Source organism: Alteromonas sp. OM2203, from assembly GCF_048517045.1.
Taxonomy (GTDB): domain Bacteria; phylum Pseudomonadota; class Gammaproteobacteria; order Enterobacterales; family Alteromonadaceae; genus Alteromonas; species Alteromonas gracilis.
In genome coordinates this window covers 2,279,351-2,305,603 of sequence record NZ_CP183209.1, presented here as the reverse complement: position 1 = coordinate 2,305,603, position 26,253 = coordinate 2,279,351, and the positions used below count along the sequence as shown (strand labels likewise).

The following is a 26,253-nucleotide window of genomic DNA, read 5'->3' as shown; positions in this document are numbered from 1 at the left end:
AGGACAATCTTAAGCCCACTTATCAACCTCTATTACTAAACATTCGCTCAACGGGTTTTACTGCTTTCCCTCCAGATAAACATAACACATTTGTACTGTATATATATACATGTTATAACGCGAGTGGTTATTTCTTAAATAAAATATGTCAGCAAAATGTTTAGGTGAGATATCTCTACATCTGCTTTTGCTAAGAGGAAGTTTAATCTGCAATGCATGACAAACTGATACAAAAACTCGAAATTCTTTCAGACGCCGCTAAGTATGATGCGTCCTGTGCAAGCGGCTCAGCAGGTAAGCGTCAGGCAGGCAAAACTGATAAAACCGGTATAGGCTCGCTAACTGGTGGCTCAGGTATATGCCATAGTTTTACCCCAGATGGACGATGTGTATCACTATTGAAAATATTAATGACGAATTATTGTATCTACGACTGCCACTATTGCATCAATAGAGTATCTAGCAATGTACGACGTGCCCGTTTCTCAGTGAAGGAGACGGTAGATTTAACCCTTAATTTTTATAAACGTAACTACATCGAAGGCTTATTTCTTAGCTCCGGTATTGTTGGCTCACCAGATTTAACAATGGAAAGTATGGTGCGCATTGCTAAATCCCTGCGTCTCGATCACGGGTTCAAGGGCTACATACACCTTAAAACCATTCCAAACGCCTCGCCCGAATTACAGGCTGAGGCCGGTTTATATGCAGATAGATTAAGTATAAACGTCGAGATGCCAACCCAACCTTCATTAAATAAATATGCTCCAGAGAAAGACCTTGGCGCGATTCATGGGGCGATGAATACGCTTAAAGACAAAATAACGGAACATAATGTCGATAAAACACACTCGGGCAAACGCCCTCCTCGCTTTGCGCCTGGTGGACAGTCGACCCAAATGATCATTGGTGCGGATGATTCGAATGACAAAATCATTTTGGGAACCAGCGTTAAACTCTATAGCGAACAAAAGCTACGTCGGGTTTATTACTCTGCATTTTCCCCCATACCTGACGCCTCACAAGTTTTACCTTTGAAACCAGCGCCTTTAATACGTGAACATCGTCTCTATCAAGCTGACTGGCTTCTGCGTTTTTATGGATTTACCCTCGATGAAATTGTTCATGATGAAATGCTGGATATGGATCACGACCCCAAGCTCGCATGGGCATTGCGAAATCGCCATATATTTCCAATCGATTTAAACAAAGCCGATAAAATGCTTCTGTTACGAGTACCAGGGCTTGGTGCTCGTACAGTTCAAAAAATTCTCTCGATTCGTCGTCATACCAAATTAAATTGGATAGACCTTACTAAAATGCGGCTGCCTCTAAAAAAGTTAAAACCGTTCATCAGCGTGGGTGACTACTCACCGAACATTCACTTACTCGATAGCAATAATTTTGAACTTCTATTTAAACAGCCTAAGCAATTTGAGTTATTTGGTGGGTAAATGAAATTTATGTTAGCAGCTTCTAATTTAGTTTCGAAGGTAGTGCCAGAATGAAGACAATTACAATTACCTCGGTGCCTGGGTTTGATGAATGGCGCGAAGCATCAAGGGTGTGTCTAGCACACGGTATTCCTCCTGAGGCTATTATCTGGCAAAACGTTCAGTCGGTACAGGACGACCTGTTTGGTCATCAAGAGCAGACCCAAGCTACTAACAAACTTCAAATAAAACACACAATTCCCAAATCTGCTTTAGTGCTATTTAAGTATGCGCTATGTCATAGTGATACCAAACGCTTTGCTTTGTGTTATCGCGTTTTGTGGCGGATAATTTATGAAAATAGAAACCTTATTCAGCTAAAAACTGACGAAGATATAATGCAACTCTATATGCTTGTAAAAGCCGTCAAGCGTGACGCGTATAAAATGAGTGCGTTTCTGAGGTTCAAGGAACTTGAAGTTGAGGGTAAAGAACATTTTGTCGCGTGGTACGAGCCCGAACATTACAGTTTGGAGGTTAAGCTCGACTTCTTTCGAACTCGTTTTAAAAACATGCGCTGGTCTATCCTCACTCCCTACCGTGGCGCTCATTGGGATACCGATACGCTTCTTCTTGAGGATAATCCAGATCCAAGTGCAGTTCCTGATGATGACCGTATCGAAAAATACTGGCTTACTTATTATGCAAACATATTTAACCCAGCGCGCATTAAGACGAATGCGATGCTGAATCAAATGCCCAAAAAATATTGGAAAAATATGCCCGAAACCTCGTTGATAGACAACATGATCAAGCAGTCGGGTGCCCGTGCGTATAAAATGATTATTGATGGAAATAAGCACTGAATAGCTACGCACGAGCTTGTGTAGGCATACTTATTTTTTGAAGTTTTCCACTGTTTCAATAAGTTCATCAATATTTTTAAGTAGCGTATCTCGCTGCTTGTGGCTCATAGTTGTAAATATTTCAGAAATTAACGTAGCGGTAACGGCTTGATTGTGTTCACTACTTTGCTTATAGATGTCGCTCTTATACGTATCTGGGTTTTGCATTAGCGCAATAAGCTCCGTTTCAAAATCCTTATTAAACTTGCGTGTTACAAACAACTTTCTAGCAGCATTTTGTATGTCCCTACGATAATTTAACCATTCTTCACCAGTGGGAATAAACTGGCTAGCGTAAGTAGCAACAATTTGCTTTTGCTCGTCGCTAAGCTTTCCTATTCGCTCACTGATAGTTTCCTCTATGCGCTCAATGCGTTCTTCCAAACGCTTTTCTTCTGATTTCGCAAGCGTTTCAAGACGCTCTTCTTCTTCCTCTTTGTTGTCTTTTTCAAGTGCTGCAAAAAGAGATACGACTTGTTCGTCATCTAATGTTTTTGCAATTGATACCAACTCAGGGCTTATTTCGTCGCGAACTCGCTCCCAATGCTCCCTCGCTAGAACTAGATGCCCCTGCAAAGCGCCAGAATCTAATCTACCGTTTTTGATTTGACTTTTGATTTCGCTGAGGTGCGCTTTGTAGCGCTCAAGCTCTGATGTTTTGTGCCAGCGCAGCCAGTTTTGCAAATAATCATCAAATTTTTCTTCCTGCTCCCCCTTAAGTTCTATGTAGTCGTCCAAATACCAATAGACCCACCAGTCGAGGTTGTTGTAGGCCAATTTGGAACTACATGAAGCGAGAAAAATTACAGAAAACAAAACTAGCAGCAAGCGCATAATTCAATCCTTTTTTATTAACTACGTTCTCTACCGAAGATTCGCTTATTCGTTTTTTACATAGAAAAGCAATAACGATTTAGCAGCGTTACCTTTACGATATAAACGAGTTTTAAGTTCTTAGGCACTTGCTATAAATGTTTACTTTACGTGCCAACCCCTTAACGCTACCTTAAACATATTACCTGTAAAAAGAAGGATTTTAATGTGTCAAAACGTGTCGCAATTTTAACGTCTGGTGGTGATGCGCCAGGTATGAATGCGTGTATACGGGCAGCCATTATTGCGTGCCAAAAAGCTGAATATACGTTGTTAGGTTACCAACATGGATATAATGGCTTACTACAACAGGAACATGTCTCCCTCTCTCTCGGTTCGACCCACAATCTTATTCAACAAGGCGGTACTATTCTACACAGCGCCCGCTGTAAAGAGTTTAAAAACCGCGAAGGGCTGATAAAAGCAGCGGATAACCTAAAACAAGCTAAGATCGACACACTTATAGTCATTGGTGGTGATGGCTCGTTTCGCGGAGCATCAAAATTAAGCGAACATTGGGATGGTCAAATTATAGGTATACCCGGCACGATAGATAATGATATTGCTGGTACAGATGCAACTATTGGCTATTTTACCGCTATAGACACAGCAATGAGTTCAATCGATAAAGTCCGAGACACCGCAGATGCGTTTGAGCGAATTTTCCTAGTAGAAGTTATGGGTCGTAATGCCGGCTTTTTAGCATTAAACGCCGCTCTTTCCTCGGCCGCTGATTACGTGGTTGTACCTGAATTTTTTGAATCAGCCGAGATAGAGATTCAAAAAATGGTAACGCAGATCAAAGCACAGCGAGCGTTAAAGGGGGCCGTAAGCTTTATCGTTGTTGTGGCCGAAAACGTCTGGCCCAATGGCTTAGCAGGGTTAACCGAAGCATTACGGCAGCATGATATTAGCGATGTAAGGCCTGTCACATTAGGTCACGTTCAACGCGGAGGCTCACCAGTGGCACAAGACCGCTTACTAGCAACAACCCTAGGGGAACACGCTGTCAAGTTAGTGGGAAGTAAGGCTACTAACATCATGGTAGGTGAAGTAAATCAACGCCCCGTTACCGTACCCTTGTCGAGAACATGGGAAACAACAAAGCCCTTGAACGATGCAAGTGTAGAAGCAATGCGTACACTAATGAATGAGAGATACAGCAGTGAATAGCGAATAAGTTTATAACAAAAATGCTATGCTCATCGAGCGGAACTACTTAAAGAATAATAGAAAGCCTTGTTTAACTATAAACAAGGCTTTCTAAAACAAGGCCAAATGTTATGGTGCCGCTTTACATCTTCATTGCTGCTTTGACTTTATCGCGATGGCTACGGCTTACCTTTAACTCGGTATCGTTTTGAAGAATTAAATGATACTCACCGCTTATATGACTGACTAATTTTTTAACGAATCGGATGTTAGCAATCGCAGAGCGGTGAACGCGAACGAAAAACTGAGGGTTAAGTTCTTGTTCCAACTCTTTCATAGTCTTTCGCATAATATGCATGCCGTCTAGCGCATGAACACACATATAGTCACCCGCAGCGTCAATCCACTGTATGTCTTGAACATTAACACGCGTTACTTCAGAGCCATCTTTTATAGCGAGCACATCAGGATATGGATTGGTCTCTACTGGTTCACCATTAGCAAGTTTGCGGAGAATCTCTTCACAATCATCACCCGTTAATTCAGCAACCAAACTTACAAGCTTTTGCGACTGCTCATCTTGATGCTGCGTAGAAAAATACTCACGCACTTTGTCTAATGCAGCGCCTAAACGTTCGTCGTCTGCAGGCTTTAATAGGTAGTCAAGCGCATGAACATCAAACGCTTTAATAGCATAGCTATCATAGGCAGTTACGAACACGATCATTGGAATAGGTTGTTTTAATTCCCGAAGTTTATGAATAACTTGAAAACCATTTAAACCAGGCATCTGTATATCCAAAAACACCAAGTCAGGGCGATGTTGAGAAATACTGCTCACCGCCTCAAGGCCGTTTTGACATTCGGCAACCACCTGTACATCATCATGGCGTTCTAACCTAGCACGAAGCCCTTTTCGAGCTAAAGGTTCGTCGTCCACTACAATGGTTTTAATCACTTGCTTTGTCATGTTATACGTCCTTAACTTCATACGGAATGCGTATTCTTACGCGCACACCAGAAGGCTGATTGTGTTCTATTGAGAATGCAAAATTACGGTGATAAAGGGATTGCAAACGTTCTTTTATATTGGCTAAGCCCACGCCGTTCTCTCGACTTAGCGTACCGTCTTTAATGTCCGCTCCAGGCCCATTATCGGCCACGTCCATCAATAGGTCATTTCCAAAAGTACGTGCAGTTATTGAAATACGACCGCCGTTTTCCATTTTAGATATGGCGTGCTTTATCGAATTTTCAATAATTGGCTGCAAAATCATACTTGGCACGAGAGCACTCTCACAGCCTTCATCAATGTCCCAAAGTACTTCTAAACGGTCATCGAAACGCACTTTTTCTATTTCTAAGTACAGGCGCAATGCCTTAATTTCCTGCCCTAGTGGAACTCGCTTTATCGGGTCGTTATCTAAAGAGTAACGCAAAAAGTTGCTAAGGCGCGATACCATAGCTTCCGCCGTATCATTTTCCTTTAGCAGGATGAGTGTTGATATAGCGTTGAGCGTATTAAATAAAAAGTGCGGATTAAGTTGGTAGCGTAGCATTTTTATATGCGCTTGGTGCGCCATAGTGCTTGCTTTAAGCGCATTTTGTTTTTCTTTTTGGAGCATCTGGAAGTTTTTGATGCCGAAATACACGCCACTCCAACAGCCTACCATTATCAAAGAGTTGATGGTGTTGGTGAAATACATATACCATTCATCAGGGCGATATCCATGTTTATAGATTTCCCAGTAGTTTATGTTTTTTACCACAGCCCATAGCAGCGCAATTAAATAACAAGAAACGATCACAATAGTGATCATGTTGAGGGGCGACTGCTTTCTTGCCCAACGGTAGATATATCGAAGAGGGATGGTTAACAACCAACCTGCATAGGCGTTTAGCATAATAATGAAGACCCATATAGGCCTTACATCATGGAGAAATGAACCAATGTAATAAATTATCGCAAACCCTGCCCAGCCCGCGCTGTGCAACGTCCAAAATAATCGTTCATTACTTTCTATTACACGCTGAAAGCGACTCACATTATTACCAGTTTAAAAACTTATAATAAGATTATACGCAAGCATTGCTATCACCCAAGCAGCTTGGTCGTGCCACTTATGCTTCTGGTCGCAGGGCAAAATCTTGAAATTAGACATTTTTTGGCGAAATAAAGGGCTTTATCAGGTTAAACCCGCTTGGCTTTAGTAGCTAATATTCATTCTTTTTAGCCAGTGAACCCACCACCAAGCTGGGCCGACTAAAAGAAACCGTAAATCATCAAAAAAAGACGGCTTCTTACCTTCAATACGATGACCTATAAATTGAAGTGCCCACATAACCACAAACAACACAAGTGAAAACGACCACACAGTGATATTGAAATGTTCAAGGGTGTTAATTGCACCAAAACATAAAATAGTAAGTAGGGTCATTGCGGCCCCAATGGGCCCGGAAAGAAGGAAGTAGTAGTACAGTACAGGCAAGGCGATGATATGGGCCCAAGTTACATCAAACTGCGCGATAAAGTTGGGAACAGGTATACTCCAGAACAGCCCAATTGTGACAAAATAAATGCTCGGAACCGCTATCGCGTGAATAATGACATTCGTTTTATTTTGATGGCTTTCGCCGTATTGCATTAGTAAACGCTCAATGCTTCTCATGTAGACCCCCCTAGCCTGCTTATATAACCATTATTAAAAGCGCACTCGTTATCACGTTTTACACCACTATTAAGCTAAAAGTGTGTGCCGCGACAACAGCGTCTTTATCAGTTTCTCATCACAAGTAAAGGCGAGCCCGTAGTAAACCACATCGTTCTCTATCTTATGGTTTTTTACTTTAGCTGTAAGAGCTACTTCTTTACCGTCTAACAAATAATTTATTTTAACTTCAGATTCATCGATCATTATTGGCCAATTCGGTTTCACCTGTAACGCGACTTTCGACCCTTTTTCGCTCAAATCGATTATGATCCCCGTCACATTTTCATCGCTTGGATACACGTCTGCTTCTAGCGTAACTGACACACCAAGCTGTGCACGTTTAACCGACCTAAGTCCAATACTTTCAATACGTTTTGGAAAGGTTGTAACAAGTAATCCTGAAGGTTTTGAGAGTAACTTTAGCACTTTTACTTTAAATGCAATAACCTGACCGGTATCGCCTTCAAGTACAGAGCGAACGACCACATCGTTGCCTACGGTGAGCGCATCTCTTACCGTTATCCACTTAGCAGACGTGGGAATATGAAAGAGCAAGCACTCGTCAATGAGCATACCTATATAGTCAGTTTTTACGCGCTTTGGCGCAGCCGGCATAGAAATCTGTAAATCTACTGTATCGCCGGGCACTAACGTTCGTAAAGAATCTAAGTTTTCTTCACTCAATACACTGCTTTGTATTTTTTCAGCCATTTGTATTTGTTATTGCTGGAATTAATAGGAATAAGTTCAATGTACGCATCAAACAAAAACTAATCAACACTGTGATGTGAAAGACCCTTAATAATTGTTAAAGAATGTTAGTTATGAATCTGTTGGGCTAAGCGCCTTAGATTGGTATAGTAATTAACTCGAGTTATTGACCCTATTGGACGTTTATGCCTTCTGCTCTTCATTACACGTTAACTATCGAAAATTGGCGTGCCCATCAATTTACCGTTACATTAGATATCCCCGAACACAGTAAAAACATGCTTGAGCTTTCATTGCCAAGCTGGATACCAGGCAGCTACATGGTGCGGGATTTCGCCAAGAGCATTATAGATATCAATGTTACCACTGGTGCAAATAGTAAAAATGAACATCTAACCATGCTCCCCATCGTCAAGCTTGATAAGCAAACATGGCGTGTAGAAACCCAGGGAAAACCATGCACCATTAGGTATTCTGTTTATGCAAATGATTTGTCAATCAGATCGGCATTTATGAACGATCAGTATGCGTTTATCAATGGTACCAGTGCGTTTCTTAACGTGTCTGAATTTGAAAATGCACGCTGTGAACTCGATATTAAACTTAATGAGAATGATCCAGAGATCACTGATTGGAAAGCCTATACATCCATGCCCACACGGGCGGATAGTGCATCTTCTTCTAAATGGCACTTCGTTGCACAAAGTTATGACGAGTTTATTGACCATCCTATTTATGTAGGTATTGCCGATACTCACTGCTTTGATGTGGATGGTGTTTCATTCACCTTACTATTTTCTGGCAATAACAACATCGACTATGAGCGTATCGCTAAAGATTTAACGCCTATTTGCAAACATCACCTTGATTTGTTTGGTGCCCCTCGGACTATCGACAATTATTTGTTTATGACGCTGCTTGCCGACAATGGTTTTGGAGGTCTTGAACATAAGTACTCTACTGCTCTACTGTACCCACGTTTTGACTTGCCACTGGTTGGCGAAAGTGGCAAAAAAACAGATAGCTATATTACATTCTTAAGCCTCTGTAGCCATGAGTTTTTCCATACATGGCATGTAAAGCGAATTAAACCCAGTGTCATGGTCAAGCCGGACTTGTCGCAGGAAACCTATACCAACCAACTGTGGATATATGAAGGCTTTACGAGTTTTTACGACGATGTAACCCTTGCTAGAACTGGCGTTATCGAACCACAGAAGTACCTCGATATTGTGGCGCAAAACGTGAGTCGGCTTTTACAAAATGCCGGGCGCTTAAAACAAACCACTGCAGAGAGTAGTTTTGACGCATGGACAAAGTTTTATAAGCAAGATGCTAGCGCTACTAATAATATTGTTAGCTATTACACCAAAGGCGGTATTATTGCTCTCGGACTGGATTTATTGCTTCGTAGAGAGTCTGACAACAAGGTCAGCTTAGATATGCTCATGCAGTTGCTCTGGCAAAACTATGGAATAGAGGAAAAAGGCACGCCTGACAACGTTATACAAGATTTATGTAAAACGCATTTTGATATTGATGTATCAGCATATTTAGACCAAGTAGTTTATGGCACAGATGACGTAGAACTAGCCTCACTCGTTAGTGAGATGGGGGTTGATTTTCATATTCGCCCTCGCGTGTCGAGTGACGACAAAGGTGGTTTAACGTCACAGCCTGCAATTGTCAATCAGCTTGGCGCCACGCTCAAACCAGCAAGCTTTGGTTTGACGGTTGTACAGGTTTTTGAAGGGCTCGCCGCCATGGATGCTGGAATTCTGCTAAACGATGTGATTATTGCACTTGATGGACACGTCGTGAATGCGCAAAAGTTTCAACGTCTTTTAGATAATGCACAGGCGTCAACGGTAGAGATAACCCTTATCCGTGATGGCAGACTCCTTACCTTGCCCCTTAATGTAGTTAAAGCCCGCACAGACATGGCGTTCTTTACCATTACCGATCAGCAGAAGCTCAGCAAATGGTTAGCTCGGTAAATTAAAAGAAAAGGCACCACAAGGTGCCTTCTTAACGTGTATCTAGCTGATTGGAGCGCGCTTAATCTTTTTCTGGTGAGCCAGATATAACCGTTTGCGGGTCTAATCTCATTTTCCCAAGGTTAATTCGCCAATCTAGATGGGGACCGGTAGAGCGGCCCGTTGTTCCAATAGTGCCAATTTGTTCACCCTGCTTTACTGTATCTCCCACTTCTACCGTGATGGTATCCATATGTAAAAAGGTTGAGAACACACGCATCCCATGATCAATAATCAGCGTGTTTCCTGAGTAGTAGAGGTCGTCAGCCATTGTTACAACGCCATCTACCGGGGCATACACATGTGTACCTGTTTCATTTGCTATATCAAGCCCGTAATGAGGCCATTTAGGCACGCCGTTTAAAATACGCTGACTACCATACACGCCAGAAATACGTCCGTTGGCTGGCCACTTAAAGCCTGTAAACAACGCGTCTAAATCAGAATTGCCGCTACGAGCATTCGCCACATTGATATTATCTTGCTTAATACGTGCCGTGACTTCAGCAGGTGGCGTAACCATTTTTTGTTCTAACCCATCAATACGCTGAATATTGTATTCCCGCTTTTCTAGCGTAATGTGGCGCTCCCATTTCTCACCGTTGGTTAATTCTACAGTGAGGCGTTGTTCTAGCGGGGCTTCTCTTTCAAACCCAACAACAAACTTGCCATCCTTGTTGGTGGGCACGCTCTGCCCGTTTAAGAAAACACGCGCGCCGTTTGGCGCTTGTCCGCGCAACAATGCGCCCTGTGTAAACTTCCCGTTGAGGGTGACATCTATGTTTGGTTGTTGCAAAGGTTTAGCCGTGGTGCCGCTAGTGTTAGTTCCTTCTGAAGCAAAACTCACTTGCGGCGATACAATTAGCGCAATTGAGCAGAGTAAAGCACGAGTAAGTAGTCTAAAACTCGCGTTTCTCGTTCGTGTAATTTCCATAGCCAATTCCTTACCCACTTGAGTCGCTATCTTGTCGTGCCGCTGTTTGAAGGGGTCTGCTTACCCTTTAACGGTAGCACCCTTACCTACGCCTTCATAAGCAATCACCTGACAAACGCCATCCGGTGTCCGTTTCTTTTGTTCTTCAAGTAAATACTGTGCCAAACACTCAACCGTAGAGTCAGTTTCAATGATTTCGCAATCTGATTTAGGAATTAGCAATTCGAAATAACCCTGCGAAGACTCATAAGCGAAGCAGTGATAATCTTCTTGATTTTCTACTTCACCCTTTAATTTTCTGTCGCTGTAGGCAATCTGGTCTTCACGGGTGGCTATGTAGATATCTTCCCAGCGTTCAGCCCAGTATTGTTGGCTGTCGACACACACTTTACCGTCTAAGATAATATCAATACGAGAACGATGGCCATGAGCGATGCGCTGACAATTACCGTCATGCTTTTTTAGCCCGTGTGTGTAGTGATAATAAGGTGAGGTAATAACCTCTTCCCGAAGATTAAGCGTAATATTTTCAACGTTTTCCGGCAAATGCGTAGCCAAAACCTCTTTTAGATAAACACCCACTGAATCCATATTAATTTCATCAGAATACACAAACGCATACGCTTCAGCAGGACAATGAAGCATGATGCTACGGCCATCTTTGCAGGTAAAACGGGTTTCAACTTGTTCTGAGTCATCCTCATGGATCACTTCTGAGCCTTCATACTCAGCCGGTACGAGCAACTTATGGTCAACATATTCGTCAATCAATCGCTTTAAGTTCTTTTTAACATGACCGAAGTCTTGAACCATGCTCTCTTCGTTAAGTTCACCGTCCAAAATCACATCGACAATCCAGCTTTCACCAACCATGCCACGCTTTGGGCAAAGGTACGAGAAGTCCATCACTGTCAAATCATTTACAAATAATTGCATAACACCCTTGAATCGAGTTTATTTTCTAAAAACTAGTATACGTTTTTTATCGCGGTTTCGCAGCGACTAGTCCATTGAAGATTGGCGATTAAGCTGATCTTTTAAATTTGGTGGAATTCCACGTATCGTCAGCGTATCGGTTGCTGGGTCATAGAAAACCCTATCCCCCATTAGTTTGCGCTCAAAACTCAAGGAAATGCCTCCGCCTTGCCCTGTGAACTTAGCAAGCTGTTTCAGCGCTGCTGGATCGGGCTGAATTTCTTTTTCAAGCGGGACTTCCATTGATTGAGTAAATGCAGAAAAATTACTGCTAGTCTCTTCGTTTTGTGGAAGTCGGTTAGCCAACTCGTCGACCGACAGGCTTTCACCCGCATCAATTTTTTCTTTGAAGTACGATTTTACTTCTTCTCTATGCTGATGCTGCTCTTGCGGGTCTAACGATTCACTGGCTAAGTATGCATCCACAGAAGAAATAAGCTGTTTATTTTGCTGCTTAACGTCTACCAGTTCTTCGCAACCAACAAACTGCATAAAGAAGTCTGATACTTTACGGCCCATTCTACCTTTAATAAAACTAACGTACCGCTGTTGCTCTGGCTGTACATCCCATTGAGTTAGATCGAATCGAACGGCAAGTTGCATTTTCGCCAAATCTAAATGCTCGCGAGCAGATAAATCAAGAGAGTTCGTCACTTCAACATGTGACCGGGTATTTAACAACGCAATCATGAGGTACTGCGTAGCCAAATATTCGTACTGACAGAAAATTAAAAAACCCGTCTCTACCGTTCCAGTTTCAGCTAGCGTGCGTACTAAACGGTTTGTTGCTGACACCGAAAACGCGTGAAAAGCATCCTCTACATTGTCGCCCGCTGCTTTTTGAATATCCATATACGCTCTTAGACCTTCCGCAAACTCAGCGACATTCTCGGTGCTTTTCTGCGTCTCGGCTTCCCCCTCTTCGTTCTCAACTTTGGCTTCGCGAGTTACTTCACTAACGAAGTGGCCTACCCCCTTTCCTGGTTTGGCGTTAAAGCTGTGATTGATTTGATGGGCAAGAAGCTCAATTTCGGGCGTAACTGCAAGGCAGTTTTCTCGGGGAATAGCTTCAATTTTCTCTTCTTTGTTTACAATCAAACGATGTACAACAAAGTGATGAATCAGTGCACTCATAGAGTATCAGGTGTCCTGTTGCTTAAAAAGTGTCAGAATTATTCAAAGAATTGCGGGATTTAAGAATGAATGATTGTACTCACTCAAACAACGATTATAATCATTTTACGTGTAAAACCATTCTTTTTATCAAAGAAATCTTAAAAAAGAGGCGTAGCAATGCCCCAACAAAGCCGCTATAACAACGACGAATTCGAAGCGCTAATGAATAACGTCATTCTAACGCTTGAAGAAGCTGGTGCAAACCGCGATCTTTCTCTTATGGTGTTAGGAAATGTAATTACGCATATTTTGAACACGCAGGTAGCTCCTGAAAATCGTGAAAAAATGGCAACGCAGTTTGCCGATGTTCTTAAGAAAAGCGTAAAAAACAGCTAAGGGACAGCATGATACTTGCCGAATCACCTCGTCGCCAGCGCGTTACTAAACTGGTAAATTGGGGGCACTGGTTTGCCTTGGCGAATATTATTATCGCCATTGTTATAGCCTCAATTTTCGTGTTCTCTTCCCCTATGCCTGGAACAGGTATCGGCACTGTATATCTTCTTGCCAATTGGTTTGGTCATATCGGATTTATGACCTTCTTCGGCTTTGTTATTTTTATTCTTCCGCTATGCTATTTGGTCAATAACCAAAGGGTGATAAAGCTAAGTGCCTCTATTATCGCTGCAGTAGGCCTTGCGCTTCTGGCATTCGATGCACTCCTCTTTAACCGCACTGGCTTTCATATAAGCTTTCACGCCGCCGATTTACTGCGAAGTGAAGCACAATCGACAATGGCAATCGAGAGCTGGCAGCAATGGTCATTTCTACTTCTTTTGTTTGTGGTATGGCTTGGGTTTCAACTGGTTCTAGCTAATGCAATCTGGAAGCGTGTTGAGCGCTTTACTCGCTATAAAGTAGGGATACCCGTCACTACATTTTTCGTCAGTTGCTTTGTTACAAGCCACGCCATTCATGTTTGGGCCGATGCTAGGCTTTATCAGCCAATTATTAAACAAGACAACATGTTTCCGTTGTCTTACCCAGCGACGGCTAAAACGACGATGTCGCGCTATGGTCTTCTAGATTTAGCTGCATATGAAGAGCGAAAGCAGCTACAGTTCAATCCAGATATCCATAACATTACTTATCCTGCAGAACCTGTTTATTGCTCTATAGAGACAAATAGAAACTTAACAGTAGTCGTGCAGACGGACAACGAGCAAACCGTCAATATTGGCGAAATTGCTTCAACTAGCCTGTCTCAAGTGGCCAATTACTACTCAACAGCAAGCACTATTGAAGGTTTAATGGTATCCACCCTATTTGGTGTGCCTGAGATCTATCAAGACGCATTGTCTCAAAAGCGTCCCGTTCTGCTAGCACTTCCCTTGGGTTCAGGTATGCCAGTTTCTATTCATAGTGATGATTCGCTGCCATTACCGCAACTTTCAGGCTACCAACAGCCGATAACGAATAGTCACCAAGGGCTTCACATCGCTTTTATGCAAAGCGCAGATACAGCTAGTTATGTGAAGAGCACGCTTGCACGCAATCACGATATTATTGTGGCAACGGGGTTTGGAAGTGAAGATGGAAAGGGAGTGCTTTACAGCACCCTTAAGTTAGACGCAAAGTTAGCGAGTACCGAAGATTTAGCGCCAACGATATTAAATGCCCTGGGGTGTAACGCGCCAACCACCTATTATTCAACAGGCCAAAATCTATTATCCCCTAATAGGGCTTGGTTGGTGAGCACTTCAGGTGAACGAATTGTTGTATTCCACGACAATAAACGCACTGATGTATTAAGTAATGGAAGTTACGAAATTAGCGACATGGCAACGGGAAAACGTAGCAAAGACCCGTTAAACGTCGACTTATTAAGTCAGGCAATAAAGCACCTGTCGCGCTTTTCAACGCAAAATTAATGATTAACGCTGCTGTGCAGTAATTCTTTTACTCACAGCAGTTTACATCCTATCTCACTGAAAATTCTTAATTTTCAGCCTAAGCGCCGGTTACGCATAACCATTCATTCACGTAATCAGCTCTTTTAGACTCTCAATTCTTGTTACCGAGTGGTCGTTCGAAAGCTGTGCTCTCTGCTCGCATGAAGCATTGTCTTTGCTTAGGAAAAAACTTTGCTTGAGCCCTGCCGCATCAGCAGCCTGTATATCCCGCCAGCTATCGCCAACCAACACGCTATTAGCTAGGTCTATTTTTAAATCTTGTGCAGCCGATAAAAGCATTCCCGGTGCTGGCTTTCTGCATGCGCACTTTGTTGCGTACTTAGGAATGTTTCCATCAAGATGGTGTGGACAAAAATAAAAAGGTAGTGAATGGATACCATGAGTTGAAAAGTCGTCTTGAACCCGCTCCATAAGTACCTCAAAGTCAGTTTCAGTATAATATCCACGAGCAATACCGCTTTGATTTGTTACGACAACAGGAAGAAACCCTTTAGATTGGAAGAAAAGTACCGCGTCAAAAATTCCCTCTATAAAATCAAAATCCTCATATTTTCCAACATAACCATGGTCTACGTTGATAACTCCGTCCCTATCTAGAAAAAGCGCAGGTTGCTTGTATTGGTTATTCATTTAGCATCTTCGCTGTTGTGTTTTTGCCAAAGTTGAATGTGAAAATCAGCGGAAACCGACGTGAGCGTTTTCACAATCTCATTAATTTTTCCTTCTGGCAATTTCCAATAAAAAGGCGTCATTTTTATCAACGCAAGAGCCTGCTCAACGCTTTTAAATTCAATAGAAAACGTGAATATCTCGTTGTGTAATCTCGTGAACCCTGCCCTTGGCGCTTCTTCAAGCTTGTGTTGTTTCGGATCGTCATAAACCCTTGTTTTTAGCTCAAACAAATGCTTTGGAGCAGGGTCCACAGTAAGCAGAAGGCCTTGGGCTCTTAGTACTCTTAGATACTCCTCGTTGCTCCCCGGTGCGAAAACCTGAATGATCACATCTTGACTGGCATCAACAAGCGGTAAGTCAAAGCTACTTGCTACCACAAACTGTGTGCTCTTAAATGCTTTGGCAGCAAGTTCAACCGCAATCTTAGCTATATCACTACCCGCGCCATTAACTGAAAAACCTTTAGCCAGTAATCCGTCGATAACTGCATCTAAGTAACTGCCTTCACCGCAGCCAGCATCGTAGATATTAATGAAACCTGATTTACGTTCTCCATCCAAAGGTACAGAATGAGTATCTTTCTTGCCCAGGGTATCCCCTAGTAGTGAAATTATTCTCTCTTTTAGCGGTAGGTAAGCGTTTAGTTGGTGAAATTCTCTTCGCGCTCTCACCATGTCCTTATCGTCGCCTGGCACTTTTGATTTTTTAAACTGAACAGGCAACAAATTTACGTAACCAGACTTTGCTTTATCGAAGCTATGGCGATTGGGGCAGATAATCTGTTTAGTACCAAGAGAAATCGGGGATTTACAAAGTGGGCAGTGCCACATGGCAAGATCTTACTTGTAGGAAATTTGCCGCTTAGGATACCAAATCCAGTACCTTGACGGCAATACAGTGTTCCATTGCTCCGTCAGAACCTTGTATTTCAAAAGGTGCTCTAGTCAGCACGATAGAGCTAAAGCACCTTTTAAGACTTATAAAGCTTAAAGTGACGCCAGCGGATGGTTCTCTTTTGTCCAAGGCGAAGTGAAATGATGTTCAATCTCGCCCGGGGGAACATCTTCGACGTGCTTATATTTCCACTTGGGCGCCATGTCTTTGTCAATCAAGAGCGCCCTAACACCTTCTTGAAATTCACCACTCTCACCGCAACGACAAGACATGTCAGCTTCCATTCTAAAGCAATCAGCTAGCGTCATATTCCCACCTCTCTCGCACTGCTCAAAAACCAGGTGCATGGTAATGGGAGAACCTTTCGCTAATGTCGCTTGAGCTTTTGATAGCCACTTGTTGTCTTGCATGTCACAAGACAAAATCGCATTTACAACCTCAGTAACGTTGTCGCCTTTACATAATTCATTAATCAACGCCATATTGGGTTCGATATTGCTTTGCGGGATATTTTCTGGCCCTGGAAGGTCACTCAGGACATGGGTTACCGCCTCGTTTAAATTATCTAAATCAGTGACGTTCCAAGAATAATTTGCAAGTTGCTCGAGCAAATTATCTTTTTCAGCGCTACTGACCATGATATCAGCTAATCCAACGTAGCAAGCGTCAGCCCCATTCATCTGCCCACCCGTTAACCCTAGAAACAAACCTGATTTCCCTGGTAGCCGAGGAAGAAAGTAACTTCCTCCAACGTCAGGGTAAAGTCCGATGGTAATTTCAGGCATGGCCAGGCGAGATGTTTTGGTGACAACTCGATGGCTAGCACCGCAGAGAAGACCCATGCCACCGCCCATCACAATGCCACTTCCCCATACAATAATGGGCTTACTATAGTTATGAATGGTGTAGTCTAACGTGTATTCAGTTTCGAAAAACGTTTCTAGGAATGCCGGAATTTGTCCTTGCGCTTCAACCATTGATTTGTACATGGAAACGATGTCACCACCAGCACAAAAAGCCTTTTCGCCAGCCGAGTCGATAACTACCGCAACAATATCACTTCTAGTATGCCACCTTTGTAATGCTTTTAGCATAAGGTCTGCCATTTCGAGATCTAACGCATTTAATGCTTTTGGCTTATTCAACGTCAACCGGCCTATTTTAAAGCCATCTGTTTTCGTACTAATCTCATCAACGATCACAACTGATTCGGCATCTGTCATTGCAACTCCTATCGGGAAATCCGTTTATAAACATGAATAAAAAAGGGTTTTACAGTACGCTTCGTTCGTCCGACAGTAAACGCCTACCGATGATCACCCGCATTATTTCGTTAGTTCCTTCCAATATCTGGTGAACTCGGACATCTCTGAAATGACGCTCTAGAGGATATTCTTTTATGTAGCCATATCCGCCATGCAGCTGCAATGCGTCGTTACATACGTTAAAACCGACATCTGTTGCAAAACGCTTCGCCATTGCACAATACGTTGTTTTATCAGCGTCATCGTTATCCAGTTTACATGCAGCCATCCGCACCATTTGTCTTGCGGCAACAAGTTCTGTTGCCATGTCAGCCAGCTTGAATTGTAGCGCTTGAAAACCAGCAATGGGCTTTCCAAACTGTTCACGCTCATTCATGTAGTCTCTTGCTACATTTAACGCTTGCTGTGCAGTGCCAACTGAACATGTTGCGATGTTAATACGGCCACCGTCCAAGCCTTGCATTGCCATTTTAAAACCCTGGCCTTCGTCGCCTAATAGCCAACTTGGATGAAGCTTCACATTATCAAACGTTATCATACGGGTTGGTTGCGCGTTCCAGCCCATTTTCTCTTCTGCTTTGCCATACTCAATGCCTGCTGCATCAGCAGGAACAGCAAATGCAGAAACCCCTTTCGGACCTTCTTCTCCAGTACGAGCCATAACAACCAATACGTCTGTGCTACCCGCGCCAGAGATAAAAACTTTTGAACCGTTTAAAACGTACTCACCGCCTTCCTTAACGGCTTTAGTTTTAAGTGACGCCGCGTCAGACCCAGCACCAGGCTCTGTAAGGCAATACGACGCGAGTTTTTCACCAGAAACCAGCTTTTCACACCATGTGCTCTTAACTTCTTCGGTTCCCCAGGTTGCAATCATCCACGTCGCCATGTTGTGAATAGTTAGCATAGCGGTGGTTGTCGTGCACCCCATCGCAAGCTGCTCGAAGATAATTGAAGAATCAAGACGCGAAAGCCCTAGACCCCCAGCGCTTTCTGGCGCGTACAAACCACAGAATCCTAATTCGCCTGATTTCTTTATTGCCTCAACAGGAAAATAATGTTCTCTGTCCCACATCGCTGCATTGGGCGCCAACTCTTGTTGTGCGAATTGACGGGCGGTTTCTTCAAAGGCCAATTGGTCGTCTGTTAAATCAAAATTCATGAGTCATACCTTCAATTGATTTGCTTTTTCATAACAATAACCAATAGCTACCCCTTACGTAAACGTAAAGGTAAACATTCTTTTAAATTTTGTCGCAAAGGACGTAAATATTTTGTGACGACAAGAGGTTCACAATTGGATATCGCCTCCATCGACATAAAATCTTGGTCTATTTGCTAATGCACTTTTATGCCGCTACTGATAACCTAGCTACTTTGTCATCACACACTAAGTACTCGTGGAATTTAGAATTGCTATTGTAGAGGATAATGCCACCGCTCGAACTGCGCTTCGAGGGCACCTTATGTCTATTGCAAACTTAGAAGTGAGTAGTTTTGCTACAGGTGTTGAACTTAAGGCCGCGCTAAAAAAGCAGAACTTTGAGCTTTTGCTTATGGATTACCACCTCGGTGAAGGTAAAAACGGTGTAGAATGGGTTCATAATCTTCGCGAGGCGGGGTTTATTCGTCCAAGCACGGGCATTATCTTTTTAACGTCAGATCGCTCTCCACAAATCATTGGTCGTATTATGGACCTGCAACCTGATGTCCTTCTTATAAAACCCTATACAATCGCATCCCTGACCCGGCAAGTTAACCACTACTTAACGTACCGAGACTTTATAAAGAACGCGTTGCATTCGCTTGATAATAGAGAGCCAGACCGAGCAGTAAATATTATTAGAGCGAAGATAAAAGAAGGCATTCCACCTCGTCTTGTTGGAGACATCAGAAAGCTTTACGCTCGTCTTCTTGTCGATTGCGGAGAAATTCGCCGCGCACTAAGTATTTATGAAGACGTGTTGACCCGTTCGGAAAAGGTACTTTGGGCTCAATGGGGTAAAATTAAGTGCCAGTATGCGTCAGGTCAGTGGCCAGATTGCAAAAACCATTTAAGCGATTTAGTTAATTCAAGTCTTGCTCGCGATAAAGCCTTTGAATGGTTAGCGTCCATTTCCTTCGAGCAAAGTGCGTTTGAAGATGTAGAAAAATATTTAAACGAAATCAACTTTAGCGAGCTAAGTCTTCCCGCAGCTAAATTAAAAACTATTGCTTTTCAGAAGCAGGATAAAGTCATAGAAGCCATTGACTTACTTCAGAAAAAAAGAGCAATGCACAGAAGCGCTAAAGACAGGTTTGTTGACTTTACTTTCGAACTTGCAGAATTTTATCTTTTGTTAGCGGAAGAGTCCCCAGAGACAAATCGGACAGAGAGTTTGTCTCAGGCCCGTAAGCTAGTAGGTATAGCAGGGCGAAGCCAAGGTGATCCACAAATTCTTCAAAAGCGAGATTATCTCCTTGCCTTCGGCGCAGTAATTGAGAACGATTTAGAAAAAGCGGCGCACCTGCTTGAAGGCGATCACATCGACAACTATTTGCGAACAGAGCCTTCGATTTTAGTGATTGCAGCTAAAGTCCATCACGGTTTAGGCGACGAGCGTAAAGCGGGTGAACTACTTTTGATGGCTAAGCAAAAAAACGCTGAGTTACAGGTCATCTCTGAACAAGTCATGAATGATGAACTCATATTTTCAGGTGGGGAACGTTTAGGGTTAAATCATGAACAGGCCGTTGCTATCAACCAAACCGGCACCCAGTTATTTATCGAAGGGAGTTTCACAAGCGCAATGAAGCACTTCTATGACGCGTTTCACCTCTCTGAAGAAACGCCAGCATTTGGGTTAAACCTGCTTCAGTGCATGATTGAGGCAGATACGGGCGTGTATCGAAAGTTTAACCTAAAACAGCTTATCGATAAGATATCGACGATGAAATTAAATGAAACTAATAAAGCCCGTCTTGAACAGCTTATTCTTTCTAGTCAAGAGCAATCGATTTAAAGCTATTAATGAAAACGCGACCCTGATTGTTAACCAGGATCAGCGTTAACGTTTAAGTATCTACCAGCGTAAAATTATTTGAGGCGTGTTAACAGGCTAGAGGTATCCCAACGTCCTCCACCTAACTTCTGAACATCGGCATAATATTGATCAACAAGTGCAGTAAGAGCTAGCGTTGATCCATTTTTACGCGCTTCATCTAACGCAATGCCTAAATCCTTTCGCATCCAATCAACCGCAAAACCAAAATCAAATGTATTGCTTAGCATTGTGCTGGCTCTGTTTTCCATTTGCCAAGATTGCGCAGCGCCTTTGCTGATTACATCAATTACAGCATTACAATCTAAACCGGCCCTTTGGCCAAAATGCAATGCTTCTGATAACCCTTGAACGATACCCGCGATGCATATTTGATTCATCATTTTTGCTAATTGACCGCTACCGCTCTTGCCCAATAGCTGGCTATGTCGAGCATAATGAGACATTACTGGTTCTGCTTTATCATAGGATTCTTGATCGCCACCAACCATTACCGTCAGTTGACCGTTTTCGGCACCTGCCTGTCCTCCCGAAACAGGTGCATCAAGAAAGCCGATATCTTTTTCTGTGCAAGCAGCGTAAAGCTCTCTGGCTATATCCGCCGATGCAGTAGTGTGGTCCACAAGAACGCTGCCCGGTTTCATCACTTTAAGCGCTTGATAGGCAACGTCTTTCACATCGTTATCATTTCCTACACACATAAAAACAATGGATGCATCTTCGCAGGCCTGAGCAACCGTTTCACAAGCCTTAACTTGTGCGGCATCTAAATTATAAGTCGTTACCCAGTCTTTGGCTTTTTGCGCCGTTCGGTTGTAAACAGTCACAGGGTAACCCGCTTTGCTTAAATGGCCGGCCATTGGAAAACCCATAACACCCAAGCCTAAAAAACTCACTTTCAAATTACTCATACAAAATATACTCTAGAAGATAAACATCAATGTTTTGATTACTTAAGAGTAACAGACTTAACAACAACAAAAACATAGGAATTTACTTTGGAACTCTACTCGCATCACATTACCCGCAATACCGGCGAACAAATCACCCTTGAACAATACAAAGGGAAAGTGTTGCTCATTGTCAATACCGCCAGTAAATGTGGGTTTACTCCACAATATGAAGGGTTAGAGGCACTTTACAAAAAGTATAAAGACAAAGGTCTGGAAATACTGGGTTTTCCATGTGATCAATTTGGTCATCAAGAGCCAGGGAGTGATGAAGATATTGCAGAGTTTTGTAGTTTAAATTTTGGTGTGTCTTTCCCTTTATTTCAAAAAACTATTGTGAACGGTCCTGAGGCAAATCCACTTTTTGAGTCATTGAAAAAAGAAGCGCCAGGCCTATTAGGAACCAAGCGAATAAAATGGAATTTCACAAAATTTCTTGTCACCCCAGATGGCAAGGTATTAAAGCGATACGCGCCCACCATCAAACCTTCGGCAATAGAAGCCGATATCGTTAAGCATTTACCTGTTGACTGATCGTTCCAACAGGACTTTAATTACCTGCTCAAGGGGTAAGGCATATGAAACAAAAAGGTTTATCGCTAGACGACGGCTCTAGCAGGAATGTGGCTTTTTTTAGTACTCGGCCTTATGAAAAGCAGGTCTTTACTGAACTGCTCAATGTACGCAATGAGACGTTAACCTCTCCCATAGAGGCAACGTTTTTTGAACATCCGCTAAACCCCTCTACAGCTTTAAGTTGTGAAGGTTTCTCTGACGTTGTGGTATTCGTAAATGACGATGTAAGCGAAGCTACAATTAAAGCGTTGAGTCAAAATAATGTAAGCCACGTAGCGCTTCGTTGTGCCGGCTACAACAATGTGGATGTGGACGCGGCAGCTGAAATGGGGATCAGTGTGAGTCGTGTACCGGCTTACAGCCCTGAAACTGTTGCAGAGCATACGCTTGCGCTTATCCTTACATTGAACAGAAAAACACACAAGGCCTATAACCGGGTTAGAGAGGGTAACTTTAACTTACAAGGTTTAATGGGCTTTACGCTTCATGAAAAAAATGTTGGCGTTATTGGAACGGGCAAAATTGGCAAAGCGGTCATTCGAATATTGCTCGGGTTTGGGTGCAATGTATTATGCTTTGACCCAACACAGGATCCTTCTGTTAGCGGCATGGGGGCTCAATATGTCTCTCTCAACGAGCTGCTCTCAAAAAGCGTGATTATTACGTTGCACTGCCCGCTCAATGAACATAGCCAGCACATAATAAACGCTGACAGCATTGCCAAGATGCCTGACGGTGTCATGCTTATTAACACGTCTCGAGGGGGGTTACTTGATGATGCGGCGGTTATTAAGGGCCTAAAGTCGAAGAAAATCGGCTACCTAGGCTTGGACGTTTACGAACGCGAGTCTGAACTCTTCTTTAGCGATCATTCTCAGGAGATTATTCAGGATGATGTTTTTCAACGGCTCACTACCTTCCCCAATGTTTTAATAACCGGGCACCAAGGTTTTTTTACTCAAGAAGCCCTCCATGAAATTGGAGAGATAACGCTAGATAATATAATGTATGGCGGCAACAGGCTCTGAGCCATTGTCGCTTTTGATGGTCTATTTATACACTCACTTATTGCGCCTTTTTCCAATCCAAGCTGCTTAACACAATAAGCTGTTGGGAAAAGAAAAAGGCATGCTCTTACGGCTTTTTAAGTATTAATTGGAAATATTTGCCAAGCCACATGTAAGGTGCTTTTGTATGATATTGACGTTCTAGCGCCAGTAGTTCGTCGAACTTACTGCTCTGATGGCTTATATCGCGCATATAATCATGAAAGCATCGAATGCCAGCTTTTTCTAACACCTGAAAACCAAGCGCCTCACAGTGCTCCACAACGCGCATAGCACTTAACGGCTGGTTAGGATTAAGCCTAACCTGCTTTTTTACTTTCATGCCTTTGGCGATATAGTCAAAGTTACCGTAAATGGCATTTGCAAATAAGTTTGCATCCTGGTTGAAAAAGCTAAGACTAAGAGACGCCCCACTCTTCATATTGTTAAAAATATAGTCGATTGCATCGAAAGGCGCGTCAAGCCATTCAAGCACTGCATGACACACAACCAAATCATAGTCAGCTAAGTCTTCTATAGCCTGCAGGTACTGCTGTCTTATCGTTATGCCGTCACAAGCACTAAGAACAGTAGCAGCTTGTTCGAGCACATCTTTAGATGCGTCGGTTAGCGTAACAGTGTGCCCCATTGACGCTAAATGGGCAGACATAACCCCTGTTCCGCCGCCTATCTCAATGGCGCGCAGCGGTTTTGCAACATAGGGCGAAAGCACATCACAGAGTAAGGTGTGCCTTAGCTTTCCTTTTGTTGTACCGTAAATATTATTTGAAAATTTTTCAGCAATTCCATCAAAGATACGATCGTTGTTCATACACCTTACTCTACATCAAGCAGGATTATCGATATCAATGAACTGAACAGTCACATCAAACTGTTCTGCTATGTGCTCACCTAAAGATTTCACCCCGTAGCGTTCAGTAGCATGGTGACCAGCGGCAAAAAAGGTGATCCCCATTTCTCTGGCAGTATGTACTGTCTGCTCGGATACCTCGCCGGAAATAAAAGCGTCGACACCAAGGTCCACGGCTTGTTCGATAAACCCTTGTCCGCCTCCCGTACACCAAGCAATGGTTGAAATAGGCTTAGTGACAGGGCCCTCAATTAAAATTTCTCGTCCTAGAAGTTTTTTTAATTTCGATTGCAGGGCTTGACCGTCAATCGACTCTACTAAATTTCCCTGCATAACAACGCCCAGCGGCTTAACGCTACTTACCGCGCTCACATTTTCAATTCCTAGAAGCGCTGCAAGTTGACGGTTATTGCCGAATTCTGGGTGTACATCTAATGGAAGGTGATAGGCATACAGATTAATATCGTTAGCAAGCAGCGCTGAGAGACGACGTTTTTTCATGCCGGTAATTACTTGAGATTCACCTTTCCAAAAATAGCCATGGTGGACAATGATAGCGTCCGCATGCTTTTCTACGGCAGCATCAACTAACGCTTGCGATGCCGTCACGCCCGTTATAATAGTCTCTATATTCCGTGCGCCTTCTACCTGTAAACCGTTAGGGCAATAATCACTTATTTCTTTGACCCTAAGCATGCCATCAAGATAATTCTGTAGTTCTAGATTGGTAATAGACACAAGTCCTCCGGTTGAAAATTAGACAAAAAGGCCAAAAAGCGCTATAAAAAGACGCGAACGTTATTCAAAATTACTGCTTATGGGCAAACACAAGTAGTTTGTGAATTTGCAGATGTTCACCTTGTCGGCTTGGGTAATTTGTCGTGAAGCGCTACATCAATATTAGTTTCAGCCAGCGCTTTTATAGGTTTTGAATCGTTCGCTATGTTAACAAATTAAAGAGCAAAAAAGCATGACAAACTTAGACAAAGATGCCGTGTTGGCAGCTTTCACTGACGCTTATAAGAAGGCTCACGGTAAAAGCCCTAATATCGAAAGTAAAAGTGGATGGTACAGCGTAGACGGTGGTAAGAACGTACGACTCGCACAACTTCAAGAGATGATAGCGTCATTGGAGTCACAGCACGGGAATTCTGCTGAGAAAACTTCAAAGAAGAAAAATACAACTACCGCGACTAGCACAGCGAAGAAAAAAGCCACAAGCCCCACGAAATCAGGATTTTCTGTGAAAGACTTTTGGGCAGAAAAACTTAATGCAGAAGCACCTGGCGCCACCCTTCCTCGCTAGGTTAACAAATAGAAAGCAATTCGAAACAAAAGGGATTTACGTAATGCGAAGTTGCATGGCCAGCTCCTCATTACGTAAAACACCTCATCTGTAACCACCCGTAAAACAATAGTAACAGCTGATACCAAAGTATTTGATTGTCTAAGCGGAGTGGTATTACCTGCCTGCTAGCCCTTGTGCCACAAATGGAACAAGGTGCTGAATCACTTCTTCAATATCAACGTGCTTATGAAAATCTGATTCTGCAATCTCTGTTAATGCTTGGCTCGACGCCATAGAAAACACAAAACTTCCCATTGCAAAATGCAATCGCCAGAATAGCTCCTCCTCTGGTAATTCCGGAAGGCAACGCCTTATAGCGTCAACGAGCGCTCGGATACAATCACCATAATCATTCATTAAAAACTTTCGCAAGTGACCCTGAGTTTCGTTATACCCTCGCCCTAGTAACTTAACAAAGGTGGCGGTGCCCTGAGTAGATAGCTTATTAAGATTTATCATAGGTGGGATGAGTGAATAAAGTAGCTGCTCAACGCCCTTCACACCCTCGATATGCGGTAGCGAAGCTAAGCAGGATTTCACTTCCGGCATAAGCTGGTCGAAATAGCGCTTAAAAACCGCTTGAATAAGGTTTTTCTTGCTGCCAAAGTGGTAGTTGACGGATGCAAGGTTCACTTCAGCTCTGGCGGTAATTTCTCGCATCGAGGTTTGTGTAAAACCGCTTTGAGAAAACAAATATTCAGCCGCATCCAATATATCGGTTTTCGTATGCCGTGCCATATTCTTCTTATTATCTTTCTTGTAGGTTCAAAA

Annotated in this window: 26 protein-coding genes; 10 read left to right on the top strand and 16 right to left on the bottom strand. The window is 42.9% G+C overall.

From position 1 onward, the window contains the following. Positions 1-212: 212 nt before the first annotated feature. Positions 213-1,454 carry a putative DNA modification/repair radical SAM protein gene (locus tag ACM0P2_RS10295; RefSeq protein ID WP_159118890.1) on the top strand — a complete coding sequence of 414 codons (1,242 nt, stop codon included), beginning with the start codon at positions 213-215 and terminating at the stop codon, positions 1,452-1,454. A gap of 50 nt (positions 1,455-1,504) precedes the next feature. Next, positions 1,505-2,299 carry a TIGR03915 family putative DNA repair protein gene (locus ACM0P2_RS10290; protein WP_159118888.1) on the top strand — a complete coding sequence of 265 codons (795 nt, stop codon included), beginning with the start codon at positions 1,505-1,507 and terminating at the stop codon, positions 2,297-2,299. 30 nt (positions 2,300-2,329) lie between these two features. On the opposite strand, the gene ACM0P2_RS10285 is transcribed toward ACM0P2_RS10290, so the two are convergent. Further along, positions 2,330-3,172, bottom strand: coding sequence for a DUF6279 family lipoprotein (locus tag ACM0P2_RS10285; protein WP_159118886.1), 843 nt, complete (start codon positions 3,170-3,172; stop codon positions 2,330-2,332). 207 nt (positions 3,173-3,379) lie between these two features. Between ACM0P2_RS10285 and ACM0P2_RS10280 the strand changes: the two genes are divergently transcribed. Then, the gene (locus ACM0P2_RS10280) at positions 3,380-4,384 is read left to right on the top strand and encodes an ATP-dependent 6-phosphofructokinase (RefSeq protein ID WP_159118884.1); all 1,005 of its coding nucleotides are present in this window, start codon (positions 3,380-3,382) and stop codon (positions 4,382-4,384) included. A 121-nt stretch (positions 4,385-4,505) separates the two neighbouring features. Here ACM0P2_RS10280 and ACM0P2_RS10275 read toward each other — a convergent pair whose 3' ends face one another. From ACM0P2_RS10275 to ACM0P2_RS10260, 4 genes are all read right to left on the bottom strand, one after another. Then, positions 4,506-5,333 (bottom strand): LytR/AlgR family response regulator transcription factor, encoded by an 828-nt coding sequence (locus tag ACM0P2_RS10275; protein WP_105931286.1) that lies wholly within the window; start codon positions 5,331-5,333, stop codon positions 4,506-4,508. 1 nt (position 5,334) lies between these two features. Continuing rightward, positions 5,335-6,408 (bottom strand): sensor histidine kinase, encoded by a 1,074-nt coding sequence (locus ACM0P2_RS10270; RefSeq protein WP_159118883.1) that lies wholly within the window; start codon positions 6,406-6,408, stop codon positions 5,335-5,337. Between the two features lie 162 nt (positions 6,409-6,570). Then, positions 6,571-7,032: a DUF962 domain-containing protein gene (locus tag ACM0P2_RS10265; protein WP_159118881.1), complete on the bottom strand. Its 462-nt coding sequence runs from the start codon at positions 7,030-7,032 to the stop codon at positions 6,571-6,573. 69 nt (positions 7,033-7,101) lie between these two features. Then, the gene (locus tag ACM0P2_RS10260; protein WP_105931283.1) at positions 7,102-7,785 is read right to left on the bottom strand and encodes a PilZ domain-containing protein; all 684 of its coding nucleotides are present in this window, start codon (positions 7,783-7,785) and stop codon (positions 7,102-7,104) included. Positions 7,786-7,970: 185 nt separating this feature from the next. On the opposite strand from ACM0P2_RS10260, the gene ACM0P2_RS10255 reads away from it, so the two are divergent. Continuing rightward, entirely contained in the window at positions 7,971-9,782 is a 1,812-nt protein-coding gene (locus ACM0P2_RS10255) for a M61 family metallopeptidase (protein WP_159118879.1), read from the top strand. A 61-nt stretch (positions 9,783-9,843) separates the two neighbouring features. Here ACM0P2_RS10255 and ACM0P2_RS10250 read toward each other — a convergent pair whose 3' ends face one another. From ACM0P2_RS10250 to yejK, 3 genes are all read right to left on the bottom strand, one after another. After that, positions 9,844-10,755 (bottom strand): M23 family metallopeptidase, encoded by a 912-nt coding sequence (locus tag ACM0P2_RS10250; protein WP_419226572.1) that lies wholly within the window; start codon positions 10,753-10,755, stop codon positions 9,844-9,846. 60 nt (positions 10,756-10,815) lie between these two features. Continuing rightward, positions 10,816-11,691, bottom strand: a complete 876-nt coding sequence (locus ACM0P2_RS10245; RefSeq protein WP_159118875.1) for a 6-carboxytetrahydropterin synthase — start codon at positions 11,689-11,691, stop codon at positions 10,816-10,818. A 66-nt stretch (positions 11,692-11,757) separates the two neighbouring features. Beyond that, positions 11,758-12,864 (bottom strand): nucleoid-associated protein YejK, encoded by a 1,107-nt coding sequence (gene yejK / locus ACM0P2_RS10240; protein ID WP_159118872.1) that lies wholly within the window; start codon positions 12,862-12,864, stop codon positions 11,758-11,760. Positions 12,865-13,023: 159 nt separating this feature from the next. Here yejK and ACM0P2_RS10235 point away from each other — a divergent pair, with 159 nt between their 5' ends. Further along, positions 13,024-13,242, top strand: coding sequence for a DUF1414 domain-containing protein (locus ACM0P2_RS10235; protein WP_159118870.1), 219 nt, complete (start codon positions 13,024-13,026; stop codon positions 13,240-13,242). 8 nt (positions 13,243-13,250) lie between these two features. After that, entirely contained in the window at positions 13,251-14,777 is a 1,527-nt protein-coding gene (locus ACM0P2_RS10230; protein ID WP_159118867.1) for a DUF3413 domain-containing protein, read from the top strand. A gap of 108 nt (positions 14,778-14,885) precedes the next feature. Here the strand turns inward: ACM0P2_RS10230 and ACM0P2_RS10225 are convergent, their stop codons facing one another. The 4 genes from ACM0P2_RS10225 to ACM0P2_RS10210 all read right to left on the bottom strand — a co-directional run bounded on the left by ACM0P2_RS10225 (position 14,886) and on the right by ACM0P2_RS10210 (position 18,812). After that, positions 14,886-15,449 (bottom strand): D-glycero-alpha-D-manno-heptose-1,7-bisphosphate 7-phosphatase, encoded by a 564-nt coding sequence (locus ACM0P2_RS10225; RefSeq protein ID WP_159118865.1) that lies wholly within the window; start codon positions 15,447-15,449, stop codon positions 14,886-14,888. Further along, a complete protein-coding gene (locus ACM0P2_RS10220) occupies positions 15,446-16,321 on the bottom strand; it encodes a putative RNA methyltransferase (protein ID WP_173358592.1) in 876 nt (291 codons plus the stop codon). The genes ACM0P2_RS10225 and ACM0P2_RS10220 overlap by 4 nt, the downstream gene beginning before the upstream one ends. Positions 16,322-16,477: 156 nt before the next feature. Beyond that, a complete protein-coding gene (locus tag ACM0P2_RS10215; RefSeq protein WP_419226571.1) occupies positions 16,478-17,608 on the bottom strand; it encodes an enoyl-CoA hydratase/isomerase family protein in 1,131 nt (376 codons plus the stop codon). A 49-nt stretch (positions 17,609-17,657) separates the two neighbouring features. Next, on the bottom strand, positions 17,658-18,812 hold the full coding sequence (locus ACM0P2_RS10210; protein WP_159118859.1) for an acyl-CoA dehydrogenase family protein: 1,155 nt from the start codon (positions 18,810-18,812) through the stop codon (positions 17,658-17,660). A 304-nt stretch (positions 18,813-19,116) separates the two neighbouring features. Here ACM0P2_RS10210 and ACM0P2_RS10205 point away from each other — a divergent pair, with 304 nt between their 5' ends. Then, positions 19,117-20,652, top strand: a complete 1,536-nt coding sequence (locus ACM0P2_RS10205) for a response regulator (RefSeq protein ID WP_236547118.1) — start codon at positions 19,117-19,119, stop codon at positions 20,650-20,652. Between the two features lie 74 nt (positions 20,653-20,726). On the opposite strand, the gene ACM0P2_RS10200 is transcribed toward ACM0P2_RS10205, so the two are convergent. Further along, entirely contained in the window at positions 20,727-21,602 is an 876-nt protein-coding gene (locus ACM0P2_RS10200) for an NAD(P)-dependent oxidoreductase (RefSeq protein WP_159118855.1), read from the bottom strand. An 87-nt stretch (positions 21,603-21,689) separates the two neighbouring features. On the opposite strand from ACM0P2_RS10200, the gene ACM0P2_RS10195 reads away from it, so the two are divergent. Further along, complete coding sequence (locus ACM0P2_RS10195) at positions 21,690-22,175, top strand: glutathione peroxidase (RefSeq protein WP_159118853.1); 486 nt, start codon at positions 21,690-21,692, stop codon at positions 22,173-22,175. A gap of 44 nt (positions 22,176-22,219) precedes the next feature. Beyond that, positions 22,220-23,245 carry a 2-hydroxyacid dehydrogenase gene (locus ACM0P2_RS10190; protein ID WP_159118851.1) on the top strand — a complete coding sequence of 342 codons (1,026 nt, stop codon included), beginning with the start codon at positions 22,220-22,222 and terminating at the stop codon, positions 23,243-23,245. Positions 23,246-23,351: 106 nt separating this feature from the next. Here ACM0P2_RS10190 and ACM0P2_RS10185 read toward each other — a convergent pair whose 3' ends face one another. Next, complete coding sequence (locus ACM0P2_RS10185) at positions 23,352-24,095, bottom strand: methyltransferase (RefSeq protein ID WP_159118849.1); 744 nt, start codon at positions 24,093-24,095, stop codon at positions 23,352-23,354. Between the two features lie 15 nt (positions 24,096-24,110). Then, positions 24,111-24,872 (bottom strand): Nif3-like dinuclear metal center hexameric protein, encoded by a 762-nt coding sequence (locus ACM0P2_RS10180; RefSeq protein WP_159118847.1) that lies wholly within the window; start codon positions 24,870-24,872, stop codon positions 24,111-24,113. A 232-nt stretch (positions 24,873-25,104) separates the two neighbouring features. Here ACM0P2_RS10180 and ACM0P2_RS10175 point away from each other — a divergent pair, with 232 nt between their 5' ends. Continuing rightward, the gene (locus ACM0P2_RS10175; RefSeq protein WP_159118837.1) at positions 25,105-25,440 is read left to right on the top strand and encodes a hypothetical protein; all 336 of its coding nucleotides are present in this window, start codon (positions 25,105-25,107) and stop codon (positions 25,438-25,440) included. Between the two features lie 156 nt (positions 25,441-25,596). Here ACM0P2_RS10175 and ACM0P2_RS10170 read toward each other — a convergent pair whose 3' ends face one another. Next, on the bottom strand, positions 25,597-26,220 hold the full coding sequence (locus ACM0P2_RS10170; protein ID WP_159118835.1) for a TetR/AcrR family transcriptional regulator: 624 nt from the start codon (positions 26,218-26,220) through the stop codon (positions 25,597-25,599). Between the last annotated feature and the right edge of the window lie 33 nt (positions 26,221-26,253).